Source organism: Rhizobium sp. Leaf371 (assembly GCF_001424045.1).
Lineage (GTDB): Bacteria > Pseudomonadota > Alphaproteobacteria > Rhizobiales > Rhizobiaceae > Ferranicluibacter.
Genome location: NZ_LMQB01000028.1, coordinates 233,139 through 249,469 on the forward strand (window position 1 = coordinate 233,139; position 16,331 = coordinate 249,469).

13 protein-coding genes are annotated in these 16,331 nt (G+C 64.6%); 5 read left to right on the forward strand and 8 right to left on the reverse strand.

Going from position 1 to position 16,331, the window contains the following annotated elements; all coding sequences use genetic code 11:
- Positions 1-58: 58 nt before the first annotated feature.
- Together ASG39_RS21100 and ASG39_RS21105 are read left to right on the forward strand one after the other, a co-directional pair.
- On the forward strand, positions 59-829 hold the full coding sequence (locus ASG39_RS21100) for an SDR family oxidoreductase (protein ID WP_062596913.1): 771 nt from the start codon (positions 59-61) through the stop codon (positions 827-829).
- A 202-nt stretch (positions 830-1,031) separates the two neighbouring features.
- Positions 1,032-1,718, forward strand: coding sequence for a CHASE3 domain-containing protein (locus ASG39_RS21105; protein WP_062596914.1), 687 nt, complete (start codon positions 1,032-1,034; stop codon positions 1,716-1,718).
- Positions 1,719-1,771: 53 nt separating this feature from the next.
- Here the strand turns inward: ASG39_RS21105 and ASG39_RS21110 are convergent, their stop codons facing one another.
- Positions 1,772-3,181, reverse strand: coding sequence for an MFS transporter (locus ASG39_RS21110; RefSeq protein WP_062596915.1), 1,410 nt, complete (start codon positions 3,179-3,181; stop codon positions 1,772-1,774).
- A gap of 250 nt (positions 3,182-3,431) precedes the next feature.
- Between ASG39_RS21110 and ASG39_RS21115 the strand changes: the two genes are divergently transcribed.
- Complete coding sequence (locus ASG39_RS21115; protein WP_062596916.1) at positions 3,432-5,993, forward strand: FAD-dependent oxidoreductase; 2,562 nt, start codon at positions 3,432-3,434, stop codon at positions 5,991-5,993.
- Between the two features lie 34 nt (positions 5,994-6,027).
- Here the strand turns inward: ASG39_RS21115 and ASG39_RS21120 are convergent, their stop codons facing one another.
- Genes ASG39_RS21120 through ASG39_RS21130 form a run of 3 tightly spaced genes read right to left on the reverse strand, consistent with a single transcriptional unit; the run spans position 6,028 to position 8,787 of the window.
- Positions 6,028-7,044 (reverse strand): iron ABC transporter permease, encoded by a 1,017-nt coding sequence (locus ASG39_RS21120; protein WP_244481290.1) that lies wholly within the window; start codon positions 7,042-7,044, stop codon positions 6,028-6,030.
- A gap of 2 nt (positions 7,045-7,046) precedes the next feature.
- Positions 7,047-7,994: an ABC transporter substrate-binding protein gene (locus ASG39_RS21125; protein WP_062596918.1), complete on the reverse strand. Its 948-nt coding sequence runs from the start codon at positions 7,992-7,994 to the stop codon at positions 7,047-7,049.
- Positions 7,995-8,010: 16 nt separating this feature from the next.
- A complete protein-coding gene (locus ASG39_RS21130; protein WP_244481291.1) occupies positions 8,011-8,787 on the reverse strand; it encodes an ABC transporter ATP-binding protein in 777 nt (258 codons plus the stop codon).
- Positions 8,788-9,085: 298 nt separating this feature from the next.
- Between ASG39_RS21130 and ASG39_RS21135 the strand changes: the two genes are divergently transcribed.
- Both ASG39_RS21135 and ASG39_RS21140 read left to right on the forward strand, forming a co-directional pair.
- Positions 9,086-9,463, forward strand: coding sequence for a hypothetical protein (locus ASG39_RS21135; RefSeq protein ID WP_062596920.1), 378 nt, complete (start codon positions 9,086-9,088; stop codon positions 9,461-9,463).
- Between the two features lie 163 nt (positions 9,464-9,626).
- Positions 9,627-11,024 (forward strand): PepSY domain-containing protein, encoded by a 1,398-nt coding sequence (locus ASG39_RS21140; RefSeq protein ID WP_062597066.1) that lies wholly within the window; start codon positions 9,627-9,629, stop codon positions 11,022-11,024.
- Positions 11,025-11,047: 23 nt separating this feature from the next.
- On the opposite strand, the gene ASG39_RS21145 is transcribed toward ASG39_RS21140, so the two are convergent.
- The 4 genes from ASG39_RS21145 to ASG39_RS21160 all read right to left on the reverse strand — a co-directional run bounded on the left by ASG39_RS21145 (position 11,048) and on the right by ASG39_RS21160 (position 16,329).
- Positions 11,048-12,940, reverse strand: coding sequence for a sugar phosphate isomerase/epimerase and 4-hydroxyphenylpyruvate domain-containing protein (locus tag ASG39_RS21145; RefSeq protein WP_062596921.1), 1,893 nt, complete (start codon positions 12,938-12,940; stop codon positions 11,048-11,050).
- Between the two features lie 44 nt (positions 12,941-12,984).
- Positions 12,985-13,872 carry a shikimate dehydrogenase gene (locus ASG39_RS21150; RefSeq protein ID WP_062597067.1) on the reverse strand — a complete coding sequence of 296 codons (888 nt, stop codon included), beginning with the start codon at positions 13,870-13,872 and terminating at the stop codon, positions 12,985-12,987.
- A gap of 65 nt (positions 13,873-13,937) precedes the next feature.
- Positions 13,938-14,948, reverse strand: coding sequence for a TRAP transporter substrate-binding protein (locus ASG39_RS21155; protein WP_062596922.1), 1,011 nt, complete (start codon positions 14,946-14,948; stop codon positions 13,938-13,940).
- A gap of 97 nt (positions 14,949-15,045) precedes the next feature.
- Positions 15,046-16,329, reverse strand: coding sequence for a TRAP transporter large permease subunit (locus ASG39_RS21160; protein ID WP_062596923.1), 1,284 nt, complete (start codon positions 16,327-16,329; stop codon positions 15,046-15,048).
- Positions 16,330-16,331 lie beyond the last annotated feature (2 nt).

Genomic DNA, 16,331 nt, shown 5'->3' on the forward strand with positions numbered 1-16,331 from the left:
AACGTTAGCTTCGATTAACAATCAACGCCAACTCCATCCATCACTTGCGAGGCAGGACATGAAAACCAGCGGAAACACCATTCTCGTCACCGGCGGCGCGTCCGGCATCGGCCGCGAACTGGCCGAGCGCTTTTACGCGCAGGGCAACACCGTCATCATCGCCGGCCGCCGGCAGGAGCGCCTGGACGAGGTTGCCGCCGCCCATGAGGGCATCGTCGGCTACGCGCTCGATATCGCCGATCCCGACAGCATCGATGCCTTCGCGGCGACGGTCGTGCGCAACCATCCGGAGCTGAACGTCCTCGTCAACAATGCCGGCGTAATGATGTTCGAGGATCTGACGCGGTCGCGTGACCTGAGCGACGCGGACGCGACCATCGCGACCAATCTCCTCGGCCCGATCCGGCTGACCAATGCCCTGATCGATCACCTGACGACGCGGCCGGATGCCGCCATCGTCAATGTCACCTCGGGCCTCGCCTTCGTGCCGCTGGTCTCGACGCCGACCTATTCCGCGACGAAGGCGGCGATCCATTCCTATACGGTCAGCCTGCGCGACGTGCTGAAGGGCAAGGTCGAGGTCATCGAGCTTGCGCCGCCTGCGGTGCAGACGGAGCTGACGCCCGGACAGTCCACGCGCGCCGGCTACATGCCGCTGAACGACTTCATGGACGAGGTCATGGCGCTGTTCTCGCAGCAGCCGACGCCTGCCGAGATCCTGGTGGAGAAGGTCGGCTTCCTCCGCTTTGCCGAGGCGGAAAAGCGCTTCGACGAAACGCTCGCGACGCTGAACGACTTTGCGCGGCAGGCGCAGAAGAGCGGGAATTGATCGACAACCCCGCGACATGAGGGCGGGCAGATTATATTTTCGCCCTCGGTCATGAACGGGCTTGTCCGATGCGGTCCTTGTCCCACTTCATGGCGGACGGCACGGCGGTCGATCGACTGTCGCTGGGTCGATATGTTGCAGATAGGTCGTCGTTGCCGGGACGCGGGCGCCCGCCGCCCGCCCGGCCATGGGGAAATCGTGAATGGTGGACCTCTCCTTCGATGCGTTGCGCGCCCGATACCTGACGACACCTGTTCTGTTGCGCTCCATCCCGGTCGGCATTGTCATTGCCGCCGGTGTGGTCGCGACCACCTGGACGCACATGCTGCTCAGCGATCATCAGGACCTCGTCATCCACACCTATGAGGCGATCGACACCACCAAGGACGTACTGATCGGCCTCGACGATGCCGAGACGGGCCAGCGCGGCTACCTGCTCAGTGGCGACCGCCGCTATCTCGACCCCTACGACAAGGCGCTCAGCCGTCTTTCGGATCTGCGCATCACCCTCCGAGCGCACATCTCCGACAATCCCGAACAGATCACCCGGGTGGAGACGCTGAACGGGATGATCAACGACAAGCTCGGCGAGCTCAAGCGATCGATCGACGTCCACGACACGGACGGTTTCGAGGCGGCTCGAAAGCTGGAGATCGCGATGATGGAGCGCGCCACGATGGACGGCATCCGTCGTGCGATCGGCTCGATCACCGAGAGCGAGAAGGCGCTTCTCTCCGCGCGTCAGTCAGAGGTCGATCGCGACGAGATGCGCATCCGCATCGTCGCAATCCTCGTCGGCCTCGCCTCGTTCCTGACGCGGGCGGCGATCGAGCTTTATCTCGCAAGGCGCGGAGAGGCTGGTGTGGTCCGCGAGCAGCGGAAACGGTGAACGCCCCGGTCGGCTGACCGGAGCGCTCGTAATCCGCGACGCATCGCTCTCTATCAGTCGCCGGCGCAGGCAACGGCCACCTTCTTCATCGAGACGAGCCAGATGACCAATCCGCAGACGGCAAAGCCCGCGAGCGTCAGATAGGCGGCGGAGAAGCCGTAGTGCGAGACGATCACCCCGGCGATGGCGGGGCTGAGCGAAGCGCCGATGCCCTGCACCGTCATGACGGCACCGAGGCCGGCATTGATATGCCCTGTTCCCTTGAGCATACGCGCGACGAGACCGGGCACGGCGACGCCCAGAAGACCGGCACCGACGCCGTCGAGCATCTGGACCGGAATAAGCGCATAGGGGCTCGGCCAGAGGCCCGCGATCAGGCCGCGAACGGGCAAGGCGACGAGAGCGGCAACTAGAAGCAGGAAGTAACCGCGCCGTCCGGCGAAACCGGCAGCGAGAAGGGCGATCGGGATCATCGTCAGCTGCGCGATGATGACGGTCGCAGCCGTGTAGGAGACCGGATCCGACAAGAGGCTCTGCAGCGACGAGGGCTGGCTGACCGGCTGCGCCGCGGGCTGGCCCGGCTTGCTCTGTCCGGGGGGAAGCGTCGTGACAGTGCCGTTGTTCTCCCCGGTGGTGGTCGTGGTGTTGGTCGTCGCCGTGCCGTCGTCGGTGGGCGCACCGGAACTTTCCGCCTGCGTCGCGACCTGCTGTCCGAGGAGGGGGAGCATGGCGCCATTGCCGAAATGGAAGAGCATCAGCGTTGCCGCAAGGATGAGCAGCGGCGTGGATTTCCACAAGACGCTGAAGCCCGAGGGCGCCTCGGCGTCCTGGCCCTCCTTCTTCTCGATGCCGCGGGCGGCATCGTGGTCGATATCCTCAGGCTTGATCATGAGAACGGCGATGATCGACCCTGCGGCCATCGCGGTCATGAGGATGAAGACGGCGGTGAGGCCGAATTCGTAGCCGAAGAAGCCGGCGCCGGCCGCCGCGAAGACGTTGCCGCCGTGGTTCCAGGCCTCGTTCCGCCCGAGCTGTGGGGCAAGCCCCTTTTGTCCGACAAGCCCAAGTGTCAGGCCGGCAACGGCGGGGCCGATGGCGGCGCCCGCGATGCCGGTCGCGATCTGCGAGGCCGCGACGAAGGTGAGGGTGGGCACGAACAGAATGGCGAGCGATGCGACGATGACGAGCGCGGCACAGAAGCCGACCATGAAGCGCTTGGCCTTGGAGGCGTCGGCAAGCGCGCCGAGCGGCGTGGTCGCCAGCATGCCGGCAATTCCGCCGATCGTCATGACGACCCCGATGGTCGCCGTGCTCCAGCCCTGGCCGATCAGGAAGATGCCGAGGAAAGGTCCCAGCCCGTCGCGGACGTCCGCGAGGAAGAAATTGACCGCGCTGAGGGCCTTAACCGACCGCGAGCGAGGTTGTACAGGCGCCACATGTGCGCTTGCCGCCATTGTACTCATCGAGGAGTTCCTGTGCTGGGACGTTATGTCGGTTTGAGAATTCCGCTCCGGAACGCGCAAGGTGATCAAAGGTTTCTCATAAAGGGCAAGTTTATCAACGATCTGCTTTCATGCTTGGCGGGGCATCAGCCATCATGTCGCATTTGCACCGTCCAGCACTGTGATCGCGGCCAGTCCTTGTCGCTTTCAGATCAGGCGTCACACGGGCTAAGCTCTACAATCGCGCGACATCAGAGATACGAGGCACGCAATGGCAGAGTTTCCAAGCAGAGCAAAGGTCGTCATCATCGGGCTGGGCGGCATCGTCGGCGCCTCCATCGCGCATCATCTGATCGAGCGCGGCTGGGACGATATCGTCGGCATCGACAAGTCCGGCATCCCCACCGATATCGGCTCGACGGCCCACGCCTCGGACTTCTGCTACACGACCAGCCATGATTACCTGTCGGTCTGGACCACGCAGTACTCGATCGATTTCTACGAGAAGATGGGTCACTACGCCCGGATCGGCGGGCTGGAAGTGGCCCGCACCGGCGACGACAGCTGGATGGAGGAGATCAAGCGCAAGCTGTCCTCCGCCAAGGCCTTCGGTACGCGGGCGCATTATGTCAGTCCGTCCGAGATCAAGCAGATGTTTCCGCTGATCGAGGAGGACCAGGTGCAGGGCGGCCTTTTCGATCCGGATGCCGGCCTCGTCATTCCCCGCTCGCAGACCGTCGCCGGCAAGCTGATCGATGCGGCCGAGAAATCCGGCAAGCTGAAGATCTTCGGCAATACGCCTGCGACCTCGCTGATCGTCGAGAACGGCCACATCAAGGGCGTGGTCACGCATCGCGGCACCATTCTCGCGGATCACGTCATCGTCTGCGCCGGCATCTGGGGCCGCCTGATCGCCGAAATGGTCGGTGAGGACCTGCCGGTCATGCCGGTCGATCACCCGCTGACCTTCTTCGGCCCCTACAACGAATTCGCCGGCACCGGCAAAGAAATCGGTTTTCCGCTGCTGCGCGACCAGGGCAATTCCGCCTATATGCGCGACACCGGCGATCCGAACACGACCGAGGGCGGTCAGATCGAGTGGGGCTATTACGAGGCCGAGACCCCGCGCCTCTGCCATCCGCGCGAGATCCTCGAAAAGCACGAGGCGCGCCTGTCGCCCTCCCAGCGCGATCTGGACATGGAGCAGATCCTCGCGCCGCTCGAACGCGCGATGGAGTTGACGCCGATTCTCGGCGAACTCGGCTACAACGAGGGACATTCGTTCAACGGCCTCCTGCAGGTTTCGGCCGCCGGCGGCCCGTCCTGCGGCGAGAGCCAGAAGGTGCGTGGCCTCTGGTATTGCGTCGCCATCTGGGTCAAGGACGGCCCTGGCTACGGCAAGCTGATCGCCGACTGGATGACCGACGGGCGCACCGAGGTCGATCACAGCTCGATCGATTATGCGCGCTTCTACCCGCACCAGCTGACGGAAGAGTTCATCGAGAGCCGCAGCTACGAAGCGGCGCAGAAGATCTACTTCCCGGCAATCCATCCGCGCGAACCCTATGCCTCGGGCCGCGGCGCCAAGCGCTCGCCCTTCCATGAGCGCGAAAAGGCGCTGGGCGGCTATTTCATGGAGCTTGGCGGCTGGGAGCGGGCCCATGGCTACAAGGCCAACGAGCATCTGCTGGAAACCTATGGCGACCGCGTGCCGGTGCGCGAGAACGAATGGGACAATCGCCATTTCTGGCGCGTCTCCAATGCCGAGCATCTGGCGATGAGCGAGGATTGCGGCATCGTCAATCTCTCGCATTTTCACATGGTGGACATCGAAGGCCCGGACCATGTCGACCTGCTCGAATGGCTCTGCGCCGCCAAGATCGGCGGCGATGGCAATATCGGCAAGGGCATCTACACCCACTTCCTTGATGACGAAGGCATGGTGCGAGCCGACTTCACCGTCATCCGCATGGCCGACCGCTGCCGTCTCATCAACGGCGCCGATGCCGGCCCGCGCGACTTCCACTACATGAAGCGGGTGGCGGAGGATCGCGGCCTCGACGTCGTGATTACCGACGTCTCGGAAAAGTTCACGACCATCGGCATCTGGGGGCCGAACGCGCGCGAGACGCTGAAGAAGGTCGTGGCCGATCCGGCAGCGCTCGACGCTGAGAACTTCGCCTTCGCGGCGATCAAGCCCATCGAGATCGCGGGCGTGACCGTGACCGCCTTCCGCATTTCCTATGTCGGCGAGCAGGGCTGGGAACTGCATATGAACTACGCGGATGGCCTGGCCGTCTGGGATGCGTTGCGCGCGACCGGCGTCATGGCCTTCGGCGTGGAAACCTATGCGAACTCCCGCCGCATGGAAAAGAGCCTGCGCCTGCAGAATGGCGACCTCCTGACCCAGTACAATCTGATCGAGGCGGATCTCGCCCGACCGAAGGTCAAGGAGGCGGATTTCCGCGGCAAGGCCAAGCACCTCGAATACAAGGCGCGCGCGCATCAGCCGGCCATGCTCTGCACGCTGGTGATGACGGAGAACACGGATGCGAGCGGCGTCAAGCGCTATCCCGTCGGATCGTTGCCGGTCATCGATCCGGAAACGGGCGCCGTGCTGGTCGATGAGCTCGGCCGCCGCTCCTACACGACCTCGATCGCCTATGGCCCGACGATCGGCAAAAATATCGCGCTCGCCTATATCCCGCACGCGTATTGCGAGGTCGGCCGGACGCTGAACGTCGAATATTTCAACGAGAGCTTCCCGGTCGAGATCGTCGCCGTCGGCTACAAGCCGCTCTACGATCCGGAAAACCTGAAGCCGAGAAGCTGAGGCCTCCCTTGCGACGTCGGTGCGGCCTGGAAACTCAGGCCGCCCGGCCTTTCTGCAGGAGCACGATCACGACGAAGGCAGCGCCGATCGAGCTCGTGACGATGCCGACGGGCAGTTCCTGCGGCGGAAGAAGCGTGCGGGCGATAAGATCGCTGCCGAGCAGCAGGCCTGCACCGAAAAGAGCGCAGAGGATCGTCAGGCGCTTGTGCAGCGGGCCGACCAGTGTGCGTGCGACATGCGGGATCATCAGGCCGATAAAACCGATGACGCCGGTGATCGAGACGAGGAGAGCGGTGGCGAAGCTTGCCGCCAGAAACGTCTCCCGCCGCAGTCGTCGCACGGAAATCCCCAGACTTTCCGCCGTCTGCTCGCCGCCGAGCAGAGCATCGAGCTGCCGGTGGCGCGCCATCGCATAGCCGATCGCAACCGACGAGCCCAGTATCCCGATGCCGATGTTCTGCCAACTTGCGAGTCCGAGACCGCCCATGGTCCAGAACAGCACGGAGTGTGCGGCGCGCTGGTCGCCCGAAAACACCAGATAGTTGGTCAGTGCCGTAAACAGGAACGAGACCGCGAGACCGGCGAGAATCAGCCGCTCGGGACCGAAACCCTGGGCACGTCGGATCAGCATCAACACGATCGCGGTCGCGCACATGCCGCCGACGAAGGCCGCGATCGGCAGCGTCAGCACGCCGAGCCGGTCTCCAAGCCGGGTGATGACGATGACGGCACCGGCGGCCGCCCCCGCCGACAAGCCAAACAGGAACGGATCGGCGAGATCGTTGCGCGTTACCGTCTGCAGCAGCAGGCCGATGACGCCGAGGCCCGCCCCGACGGCGATGGCAAGGATCGCGCGCGGCAGCCGGAGATCGACGATGATCCGGTCGACCACGCCGGCCGGATCCATCTGGGTCATGCCCGCGGCGCGGGCGAGCGCAGCGAAAACCTGCGGCAGCGGGATGATGGTCGAGCCATAGGCGATGGAGATGCAGGCAAGGGCTGCGACGCCGAGGGACGCCAGGAGGACGCCGAGCGGAAATGCGGCTCGCACCGTCAGAAAGCCTCGGGATGCAGCGCACGGGCGATCTTGCCGACGGCCGCGATATTGTCCGGTCCGGGCGTCAGTTCCTCGTATCGCAGCGCCACGAAGCGTTCGTTCTTCACGGCATCCGTTTCCTTCATCGCGGGATGGGCTTTAAGGAAATCGAGGAGTTTTCGGTGGCCGGTGTCTGTCTGGTAATCGAGGAGCACGAGGAATTGCGGATTGCGCATGGCGACCGTTTCCCAATCCGTGGTGCCCCAGCTCGTTTCCATGTCGGCCATGATGTTGACGCCGCCGGCCGCCTTGATCATGGCTGTGGGAATGGCGAACTTGCCGGCGGTGAACGGCTTGTCCTCGCCGCTGTCGTAGAGAAAGACGCGCGTGCCGTCGTCAGAGGCGACCTTCGCCTCGATGTCCGCAAGCGCCGCTTTCCATCCCTTGATCAGGGCGTCGGCCTGCGTCTTCCGGTCGAAGATGACGCCGAGTTTTTCAACGTCGCCATAGAGCAGATCCATGGAAGCCGCGGGGCGGGCCTTGTCGAGGTGCACGCAGCTTTCGGTTAGAACGAGCGTCTTGATGCCGTGCGGCGCCAGCGTCTCCGGCGTCACGTCGCCGCCGGGCTTCATGCCGTAATACCAGCCGGCGAAGAAGAAATCGGGCTCGGCGGCAACGAGATTTTCCAGCGTCGGATATTTCGGTGCCAGTTCCGGGATCGCGCCTTGCTCCGTTCGAAACGCATCGTCCAGCTTGTACCAGCCGCTGATGCCGGTGACGCCGACCATCTTCGGCTGAAGACCAAGGGCGAAGGCCATCTTCGCCATGTTGATGTCGTGCACGACGGCACGCTCCGGCGCTTTTTCGAAGGTCAGCATCTGTCCGCAGCTATCGACCGTGACGGGAAAAGCGAAGGCCGCAGAGCCTGTCAACGAGAGGACGGCAGCGAGGAGGAGGCGTTTCATGGAGGAGAATCCGGGTTCAGAGAGGGGCGGCGATGTCGAAGACCGTCAGTTCGCGGTCTTCATGCGGGTGCGGCAGGCGCAGGAGGTCGATGCCGAAGACCTCGCGGACGACGGTTTTCGTGAGCGTTTCGGCAACGGGCCCGCTTGCGACTGAACGCCCATCCTTCAACACCACCACATGGGTGGCAAAATCGGGAACGAGATGCAGATCGTGCAGGACCGCGACGACGGTCATGTCGAGATCCGCGACCAGCGCGAGCAAGGTGCGGCGTGCCAGCGGATCGAGATGATTGGTCGGCTCGTCGAGGAACAGGATGCGGGGCGCCTGTGCCAGCGCCCGGGCGATCTGTGCCCTCTGCCGCTCGCCGCCGGAAAGCGACCCCATGGCGCGCGTCGCGAGAGCGGCGAGGCCGGTTCGTGCAAGAGCGTCTTCCACGAGCCGGCGCCCCTCGGTACGTGTCGTCCGCATGGCGTGAGGAATGCGGCCGAGTTCGACATAGTCGCGAACGCAGATGCGGTGGTCCGGCTGGTCGGATTGCCCGACAACGGCCGTCAACCGCGCCCGCTCCTGTGGGGTCATGGATGCCAGCGGCCGGCCGACGAGGCAGACGCTGCCCGTCGTCGGCTGCAGCATGCCGGAGAGAAGCCGAAGCAGCGTCGTCTTGCCGGCACCATTGGGTCCGACGATGGCCAGCCGGTTGCCATGCGCAAGCCTGAGGGAGACATCCTGCAGGATCGGCATCGACCGGATCGACCATCCAAGACCACTCGCTGACAGGGTCGAATCGTGCACGCAATGTCCTTTTGCTTCGGCAGGCAACGCGTCGTCAGGGGCGAAGAAACGCGGTGGCGGCGATTGTAGGGTTATCTAGCCGGGTTTTCCCTGGATGTAAAAACGATGGTGCGACAAGAGAGTCGCTCCTAAGATATGAATGTAATAACATTACGAACGAGTGTCGTGTCAACTGCCTTCAGGTGAACGGTTGCGCTTGTCCCGCCGCCGCGGCGTGCGATCCATCGCTCCCTGGCAGAAGGACGGGCGTACAAGATGTCGCGATGACAGGCGAGAGGAAGTATGGCATTCGGGAGGCATGACATTCTGGCGCCGGATCATCGCAGACCGACAATCGGGAGGACTCCTCGGCGTCCTGCTGGCCCTGTCGTTCGCGATCCAGACGCTGCTGACGGGATGGTCGAGCGCTGCGATGGCGGCGCCGGATCCCCTCTCGGTCATTTGCACCTCGGAGCTTGGCGCACACCGCCCGGCCGATCGCCATCAGCATCAGGATTGCCCCTGCAGCAAGCTTTGCCATGCCGGCGTGCAGATGCAGCCCATGCTGGCACCTTCCGACGTTCACGGCCTGCCGATCCGCTTCTCCGTCTCCGTGGACCGCAGCACCGACGTCGCCGTGATCCGATCCGCCTCGACGGAGGTCAGGCGATACGACGCGCAAGGGCCTCCGGCCTGAACCGAAAAAGCACCTGACGGGCCATCGTGCTCGTTTCATGGATGCCCAGCATATCGCGGCTGCGTGCTTTCAGGCGCCGACGATGTCCTGCGCTCCCCACGCCTTTTCGGCCGGTCCCGCGCGTCTTTCCGCGCCGGTCTGCGCCCTCAATCCAGGAATGACCATGACAGACCTCACCGTATCCCGGCAGGCAGGCGTTTCGACGCTGACCGTCGATACCTACCGCGCCATCTGGCGCTGGCATTTCTACGCCGGCCTGATCGCCGTGCCCTTCATGATCCTGCTGGCTGTCACCGGTTCGCTCTATCTTTTCCGAGACGAGATCGACCGCACGGCCTTTGCCTCCCGCACGATCGTCGCCGAGGCGACGACGCCGCAGCAGGTGCCGAGTGCTCTCATCGCCACCGCACAGACGGCCTTCCCGGCCGCGCGTGTCGAAGCCTATCGACCGCCCGTCAGCCCGACGGCATCGGCGCGGGTGACGCTCGACACCGATGCAGGCGCGGCCTACGTGTTTCTCAATCCCTATTCCGGCGCCATTCTTGCGACGATGCTGAAAACGCAGGAGTTCAACGAGGTGGTGCGCAAACTGCACAGCCTTGAATATTTCGGCACGTACGCCAACCGGGTGATTGAGGCGATGGCGGGATTTGCGATCATCCTCGTGGTCTCCGGCCTTTATCTCTGGTGGCCGCGACGGCAGACGGGCGGCGTCCTCAGCGTGCGGGGAACGCCGTCGCGTCGCGTGTTCTGGCGTGACACGCATGCCGTGACCGGGGCGATCGCGGGCGGCTTCATTGCCTTTCTTGCGCTCTCTGGCCTGCCCTGGTCTTCTTTCTGGGGCGGCAAGCTGACGGAACTGACGGTGGCGACCGGCACCGGCTATCCCGCCGCGCTCTGGGACAACGTGCCGACATCGGGCGAGCATGCTCAGCATGCCATGCAGACGGTGGGATGGACGATGGAGGCCTCGCCGATGCCGATGTCGCAGCATTCCATGGGCGATGGAATGATGGGCGACGCCGCGAAAGCCGCGCCTCTCGGCATCGACAGGATCGTCGAGATCGCCCGCGAGCGCGGGATGGCGCCGGGCTTCGAGGTCACGCTTCCGAGCGATGCGACCGGGGTTTTCACGACGGCGGTCTACCCCGACGATCTCTCCCAGGTGCGCACGATCCATATCGATCAATATAGCGGCAAGCCGCTGGTCGATATCGGCTATGCCGATTACGGCCCTGTCGCCAAAGTCACGGAATTCGGGATCAACGTCCATATGGGGCAGGAATTCGGGCTCCCGAACCAGCTGCTGATGCTGGCGACGTGTCTGGCGATCATCCTCTCCTCGGTCGCCGCCGTCGTCATGTGGCTCAAGCGGCGGCCGGCCGGTCGCCTCGGCGTGCCTCCCTATCCCACGAGCCGCAGGGTCTACGGCGCGTTGTGGGGCATGGCCTTGGTGTTCGGCGTGCTGTTTCCGCTTTCGGGCCTGCTGATCATCGCGATGATCGCCCTCGACGTCCTCGTGATCCGACGGGTGCCGGTGCTGAAACGGACATTTGCCTGAGGCGAGGCGCCTGCTCGCGGCACTTATAAGGCCGAGGTGGGCACGGGGGATTGGCGCGCCTGCGTCGTCAGCCGGATCGCGGCGTTCGCAGCGCCGAGCCCGCGATAGCCGCGCCGTTCGACGATCTCGAAAAAGAAGCCGCCTTCGAGTGTTCCCAGATAGATCTGGAAATACTCGCCGTCCTCGTCGCGATCGTAGAGAATGTCGCCCGCCCGCATCGCGGCGAGCGTCTCCGGGGCGATGTCGAACTTGGCATCGAGATCGTCATAATAATTGCCGGAAATCGGCAGCAGCGAGACGCCGCTGGCGCGCAGCGCTTCGACCGTCGCGAAGATGTCGGCCGTCGCAAAGGCCACATGCTGCACGCCCGGGCCGACGAATTGCGACACGAAGCGCGACGAGAGCGTGCGCATGGACTGCGAGCCGTTGAGGACGATTCGCAGGCTGGCGTCGTCGTTCTGGAGGACCTGGCTCAGCACGAGACCGCCGGGATCGGGCACCTCGACGGGCGGCAGCGGTTTGAGGTCGAAGATGGACCGGTAGAACAGCGTCCAGGAAAGAATGTCCTCGTAGCGCACCGTCTGGGCGATGTGATCGACCGAGGCCAGCCCTGCGCCGGAATGCCGGTTCCAGCCCGGTTCGAGCGCGAAGTCCGTTTCCCACTGCCGATCGAGCGCCGCGTCCTCGGGGACGAGATGGAGCAGGCTGCCGCCCATTCCGAACAAAGCGGGCAGTTCCAGTTCGCCGGGGCCGGCAGGCGGCGTGTAGACCGTCGCCAGCAGACCGGCGGCACGCGCCATCCCCTGTTCCACATCGGCCATGCGCAGGCCGAGCGCCGAAACGTTGGTGCCGTGGACGACATAGGCCGAATGCGCCATGCCTTCCGTTTCCGTGTTGATCACGACCCGGAGATCGTTCTGCGTATAGAGATCCACATCCTTCGAGCGATGACGGCCGGCATGGCGGAAGCCGAGAGAGACGAGCAACGTGGACAGCGGCACGGCGGACTGCATGTCGGTGGCGAATTCGACGAAGGAGATGCCCGCGGTGCGCGCCGGCGGCGGCAGGGGGCTTGGTTCGGACGGGCCTTTGACCGCGCGGCCTTCGGCCTTCAGCCGGTCCATCATGTAGATCAGCGAGCGTCGGCCATCGACCGCCGTCTGCTGCGCGGAACCGGCGCGGAACTGGTCGTTGAAGATTTCGAGCGAGTAGTAGCCGTCATAGCTCGTCGCCTCGATCGCGGCCATGAAGTCGGCGACGGGAAGATCTCCCTGGCCGGGCATGTTGCGGTAATGCCGGCTCCAGGACAGGAGATCGAGATCGAGCTTCGGCGCGTCAGCCATCTGGACGATGAAGATCTTGTCCTTGGGGATGGAGCGGATCGAGGCGCTGTCGATGCCGCGGGCGAGCGAGTGGAAGCTGTCGAGGATCAGCCCCACCTGTTCGTGGTCGGCGCGCCGTACGATCTCCCAGGCATCGCGGTGATCGTTGATGTAGCGTCCCCAGGCCAGCGCCTCGTAGCCGATGCGGACGCCGTGCTCGCGGGCGACGTCGCCGAGCGCGCGCAGATCGTCCGCCGCACGATCGATGCCGCCGAGCGCGAGCGGCGAGACGTTGGAGCAGATCAGGACAAGGTCGGTGCCGAGGTCGTTCATCGTCTCGAACTTGCGCTTCGCACGCTCGAAAGCGCGGCTGCGCTGCGGCTCCGGCAGGCCCTCGAAATCGCGAAACGGCTGGAACAGGCAGATTTCCAGGCCGGCATCGCGAACCATCCGGCCCACATCGCGCGGACCATGGTTGAAGGCAAGGAAGTCGTTCTCAAAAATCTCGACGGCGCCGAAGCCGGCAGCGGCGATGGCTGCGAGTTTCTCCGAAAGATCGCCGGAGATGGACACGGTGGCAATGGAGGTTTTCATCGGCGTGTTCCCTGTTCAGCGATCGGCGTCATGGTCGTATCTCCTCAGGTGCCGCTGGTGCCCATCGCGGCGAAATGGGCGAGCATCCGCGGCGCATCGGGCTCGATCCCCGTAAAGAGGCGGAAGGCGCCGACCGCCTGAAACACTGCCATGCCACCGCCGTCGACCGTGGCGCAGCCTTTGGCGCGCGCGACCCGCAGAAGCTCGGTTTCGAGCGGGAAGTAGACGATTTCGGCGACGAAATGCTCGGGGCGCAGCAGGTCGGCCGGCAACGGCAGGCCGGGATGCGCGGCCATGCCGGTCGGCGTCGCGTGGACGAGACCGTTCGCGCCGGCCATGGCGGCTTCAAGGTCATCGCCGGGCGCGATGCGCGCCTGGGGGAAAAGCGGAGCGAGCCTTTGCGTCAACGCCTCGGCGCGGGCGGCATCGTTGTCGAAGATCGTCAGGTGTTTCGTGCCGAGCTGGAGCATGGCATGGGCGACGGCCGCACCGGCACCGCCGGCGCCGAGCTGGACCGTGGCGGAAATGTCGGTCCGGGGCAGCGCAAGCCGAAAGCCCTCGGCAAATCCCGAACAATCCGTGTTGTGACCGATCCGCCGGCCATCCCGAAGCACGACCGTGTTGACGGCGCCGAGCGCTTCGGCCTCCGGAGAGAGGCTGTCGAGATGCGGAATCACGGCCTGTTTTGCCGGATGCGTGACGTTGACGCCGGCAAAGCCGCGACGCTCCGCGTCGCGCAGGATGTCGCCGAGCGCCTCGATGCCGACCGTATGTCCCGCTTTTTCGCTAAGCAGGTCGAGATCGATCAGCTCATAGGAAAGCGCCAGCCCGTTTGCCCTGCCTTCCGCCACGTGAAGGGCGGGCGAGCGTGAGAGCTGGATGCCGCTGCCGATGAGGCCGACCTGGATCGTGCGGGTAGATCGTTCGAGCATGTTGACGTCCTTCATCGGGCGGATGGGGCGGCAGGACGGATCGACCCGTCCTGCCGCTGATCGCGTTACTGGCCGCGAATGGTCTTCAGCTGCGCGAAGACGGCATCGACGGTTTCCGCACCGATCGTGTCGCGGAACTGGGCGACCACCGGTTCGACGGCCTTGCGAAAGCCGGCGAGCTGTTCGGCATTGGGTTCGACGACCTCCATGCCGCTCTTCTTGATCTCCGCGAGGAAGCCGGCATTGGCATCGCGCGAGGCCTTACGCTGATAGTCGCGGGCCTGGGTAGCGGCATCCTGCAGCAGCGCCTGTTCCTCGGGATCGAGCTTGTCCCAGAACACCTTGGAGATGATGACGATCTGCGGATTGTACTGGTGGCCCGTCAGCGTCAGATACTTCTGAACCTCGGTGAACTTGGCGTTGACGATGTTGGCAAGCGGATTTTCCTGGCCATCGACGGTGCCCGTTTCCAATGCGCTGTAGAGCTCGGGATAGGGGAGCGGAATGGCATTGGCGCCGAGCGTGTTGAAGGTGGCGAGCGGCACCGCGGACTGGACGGTGCGGATCTTCAGGCCCTTCACATCCTCGACGGTGTTGACGGCATGGCGATTGTTGGTGAGGTGGCGGAAGCCGAGTTCCCAGAAACCGAGGCCAACGAGGCGCTGGGCCGGCAGACGGTTCGCCAGATCCGTGCCGATCGGCCCGTCCATGACGGCGTCGGCTTCCTCGGGCGTGCCGAACAGGAACGGCAGGTCGACCACGCCGAATTCCTTGATGGTGCCGGAGAGAATGCCGGCATTCATGACGCTCATCTCGACGATGCCGCCCTGTACGGAGGCGAGCGTCTGGACGTCGCCACCGAGCGTGCCGCCGGGGAACAGCTTGACCTCGATCTTGCCGCCGCTCTTTTCCTTCACGATTTCCGCGAAGCGCTCCATGCCCATGACCTGGGGGTGGCCCTTGGAGTTCTGGGCGGCGAACTTGATGGTCCGTTCGCTGATCTCGGCATGGGCGCCGGCGGCGCCGAAGATGGATGCGGCCGCCAGCAGGGCGGCGATCGTTTGGGTCAGTCTCATGGGGTTTCCTCCGGGTATCGGCGCCTCCCGACGCCTTGGTTGCTTATGGTTTCCCCGCCGGGCCCTCCCTTGGACGCCGGCGCGGCAGGTCGTGGGGTCAGCGGCCGGCGAAGAAAGCCGCCGGGCCGGTGACGAGGACGGGGAACAGGACGAGCAGGATGAGCACGATCAGCTGCGCGATCATGAACGGCCAGACGCCCTTGATGAGCTTTTCCATCGAGATCTTGCCGACGCCGCAGACGACGTTGAGCACCGTGCCGACCGGCGGCGTGATGAGGCCGATGGAATTGTTGATGATGAACAGCACGCCGAAATAGACGGGATCGATGCCGGCCTGCTTGACGACCGGCAAAAGCACCGGCGTCAGGATGAGGATGGTCGGCGTCATGTCCATTGCGGTGCCGACCGCGACGATCAGCACCATGATGGCGATCAGCAGCAGGGTCTGGTTGCCCATCAGCGGTTCCAGCAGCGCCACCATGGCACCCGGCAGGTCGGCGATCGTGATAAGCCAGGCGGAAACCGAGGCGGCGGCCACCAGGAACATGACGATGGCGGTGGTCTTTGCGGCCGAGATGAAGACGTCGAGCAGCATGCCGGGCGTCAGTTCGCGATAGACGACCATGGCGACGAACAGCGAATAGACGGCAGCAACGACGCCCGCTTCGGTCGGCGTGAACACGCCGAGCTTCAGTCCGAAGATGATGATGACCGGCAGCATCAGCGCCCAGAGGCTCGACACCAGCGCATGCCGGCGCTCCGCCCACGAGGCTTTCGGGGGCATGGCGAAGGTCTCCTTGCGGATCACCACCAGCCAGGCGATGCACAGCGCCGCGCCGATCATCAGGCCGGGCGCGATGCCCGCGAGGAAAAGCTTGGTGATGGAGACGCCGCCGACGACGCCGTAGAGAATGAAGCCGATGGAGGGCGGGATGATCGGGCCGATGATGGCCGAGGAAGCGATGAGGCCGCCCGAACGGGCCGGATCGTGACCGGACTTTATCATCATCGGCATCAGGAGCGCGGCGAGCGCCGCCGCATCCGCCACGGCCGAGCCGGACAGGCTGGAGAGAACGCAGGCTGCAAGGATGCAGACGAAGCCCAGACCGCCGCGCTTATGCCCGACCAGCGCAATCGCGAGATTGACGATGCGCTTGGAAAGCCCGCCCTGGTTCATGACCTCGCCGGCCAGCATGAAGAAAGGCACGGCAATGAGCGTGAAGCTGTCGGCGCCCTGCAGGATCGTCTGGGCGACGATCTGCCCGTCGAAAAGATCCATGTGGACCATGAGCGCGATCCCCGAAAGGATCAGTGCGAAGGCGATCGGCATGCCCAATGCCATGGTGCCGAGAAGCGAGCCGAGAAAAACCGCGATGACCATTG

What these genes read in the sequence shown, in the direction of transcription:
- ASG39_RS21125 (WP_062596918.1), bottom strand. Translation starts at nt 7,994, where the DNA reads ATGAAACGCCTCCTCCTCGCTGCCGTCCTCTCGTTGACAGGCTCTGCG.
- ASG39_RS21145 (WP_062596921.1), bottom strand. Translation starts at nt 12,940, where the DNA reads ATGAAAACCTCCATTGCCACCGTGTCCATCTCCGGCGATCTTTCGGAG.
- ASG39_RS21100 (WP_062596913.1), top strand. Translation starts at nt 59, where the DNA reads ATGAAAACCAGCGGAAACACCATTCTCGTCACCGGCGGCGCGTCCGGC.
- ASG39_RS21140 (WP_062597066.1), top strand. Translation starts at nt 9,627, where the DNA reads ATGACAGACCTCACCGTATCCCGGCAGGCAGGCGTTTCGACGCTGACC.
- ASG39_RS21105 (WP_062596914.1), top strand. Translation starts at nt 1,032, where the DNA reads ATGGTGGACCTCTCCTTCGATGCGTTGCGCGCCCGATACCTGACGACA.
- ASG39_RS21110 (WP_062596915.1), bottom strand. Translation starts at nt 3,181, where the DNA reads ATGAGTACAATGGCGGCAAGCGCACATGTGGCGCCTGTACAACCTCGC.
- ASG39_RS21135 (WP_062596920.1), top strand. Translation starts at nt 9,086, where the DNA reads ATGACATTCTGGCGCCGGATCATCGCAGACCGACAATCGGGAGGACTC.
- ASG39_RS21115 (WP_062596916.1), top strand. Translation starts at nt 3,432, where the DNA reads ATGGCAGAGTTTCCAAGCAGAGCAAAGGTCGTCATCATCGGGCTGGGC.
- ASG39_RS21155 (WP_062596922.1), bottom strand. Translation starts at nt 14,948, where the DNA reads ATGAGACTGACCCAAACGATCGCCGCCCTGCTGGCGGCCGCATCCATC.
- ASG39_RS21160 (WP_062596923.1), bottom strand. Translation starts at nt 16,329, where the DNA reads ATGGTCATCGCGGTTTTTCTCGGCTCGCTTCTCGGCACCATGGCATTG.
- ASG39_RS21150 (WP_062597067.1), bottom strand. Translation starts at nt 13,872, where the DNA reads ATGCTCGAACGATCTACCCGCACGATCCAGGTCGGCCTCATCGGCAGC.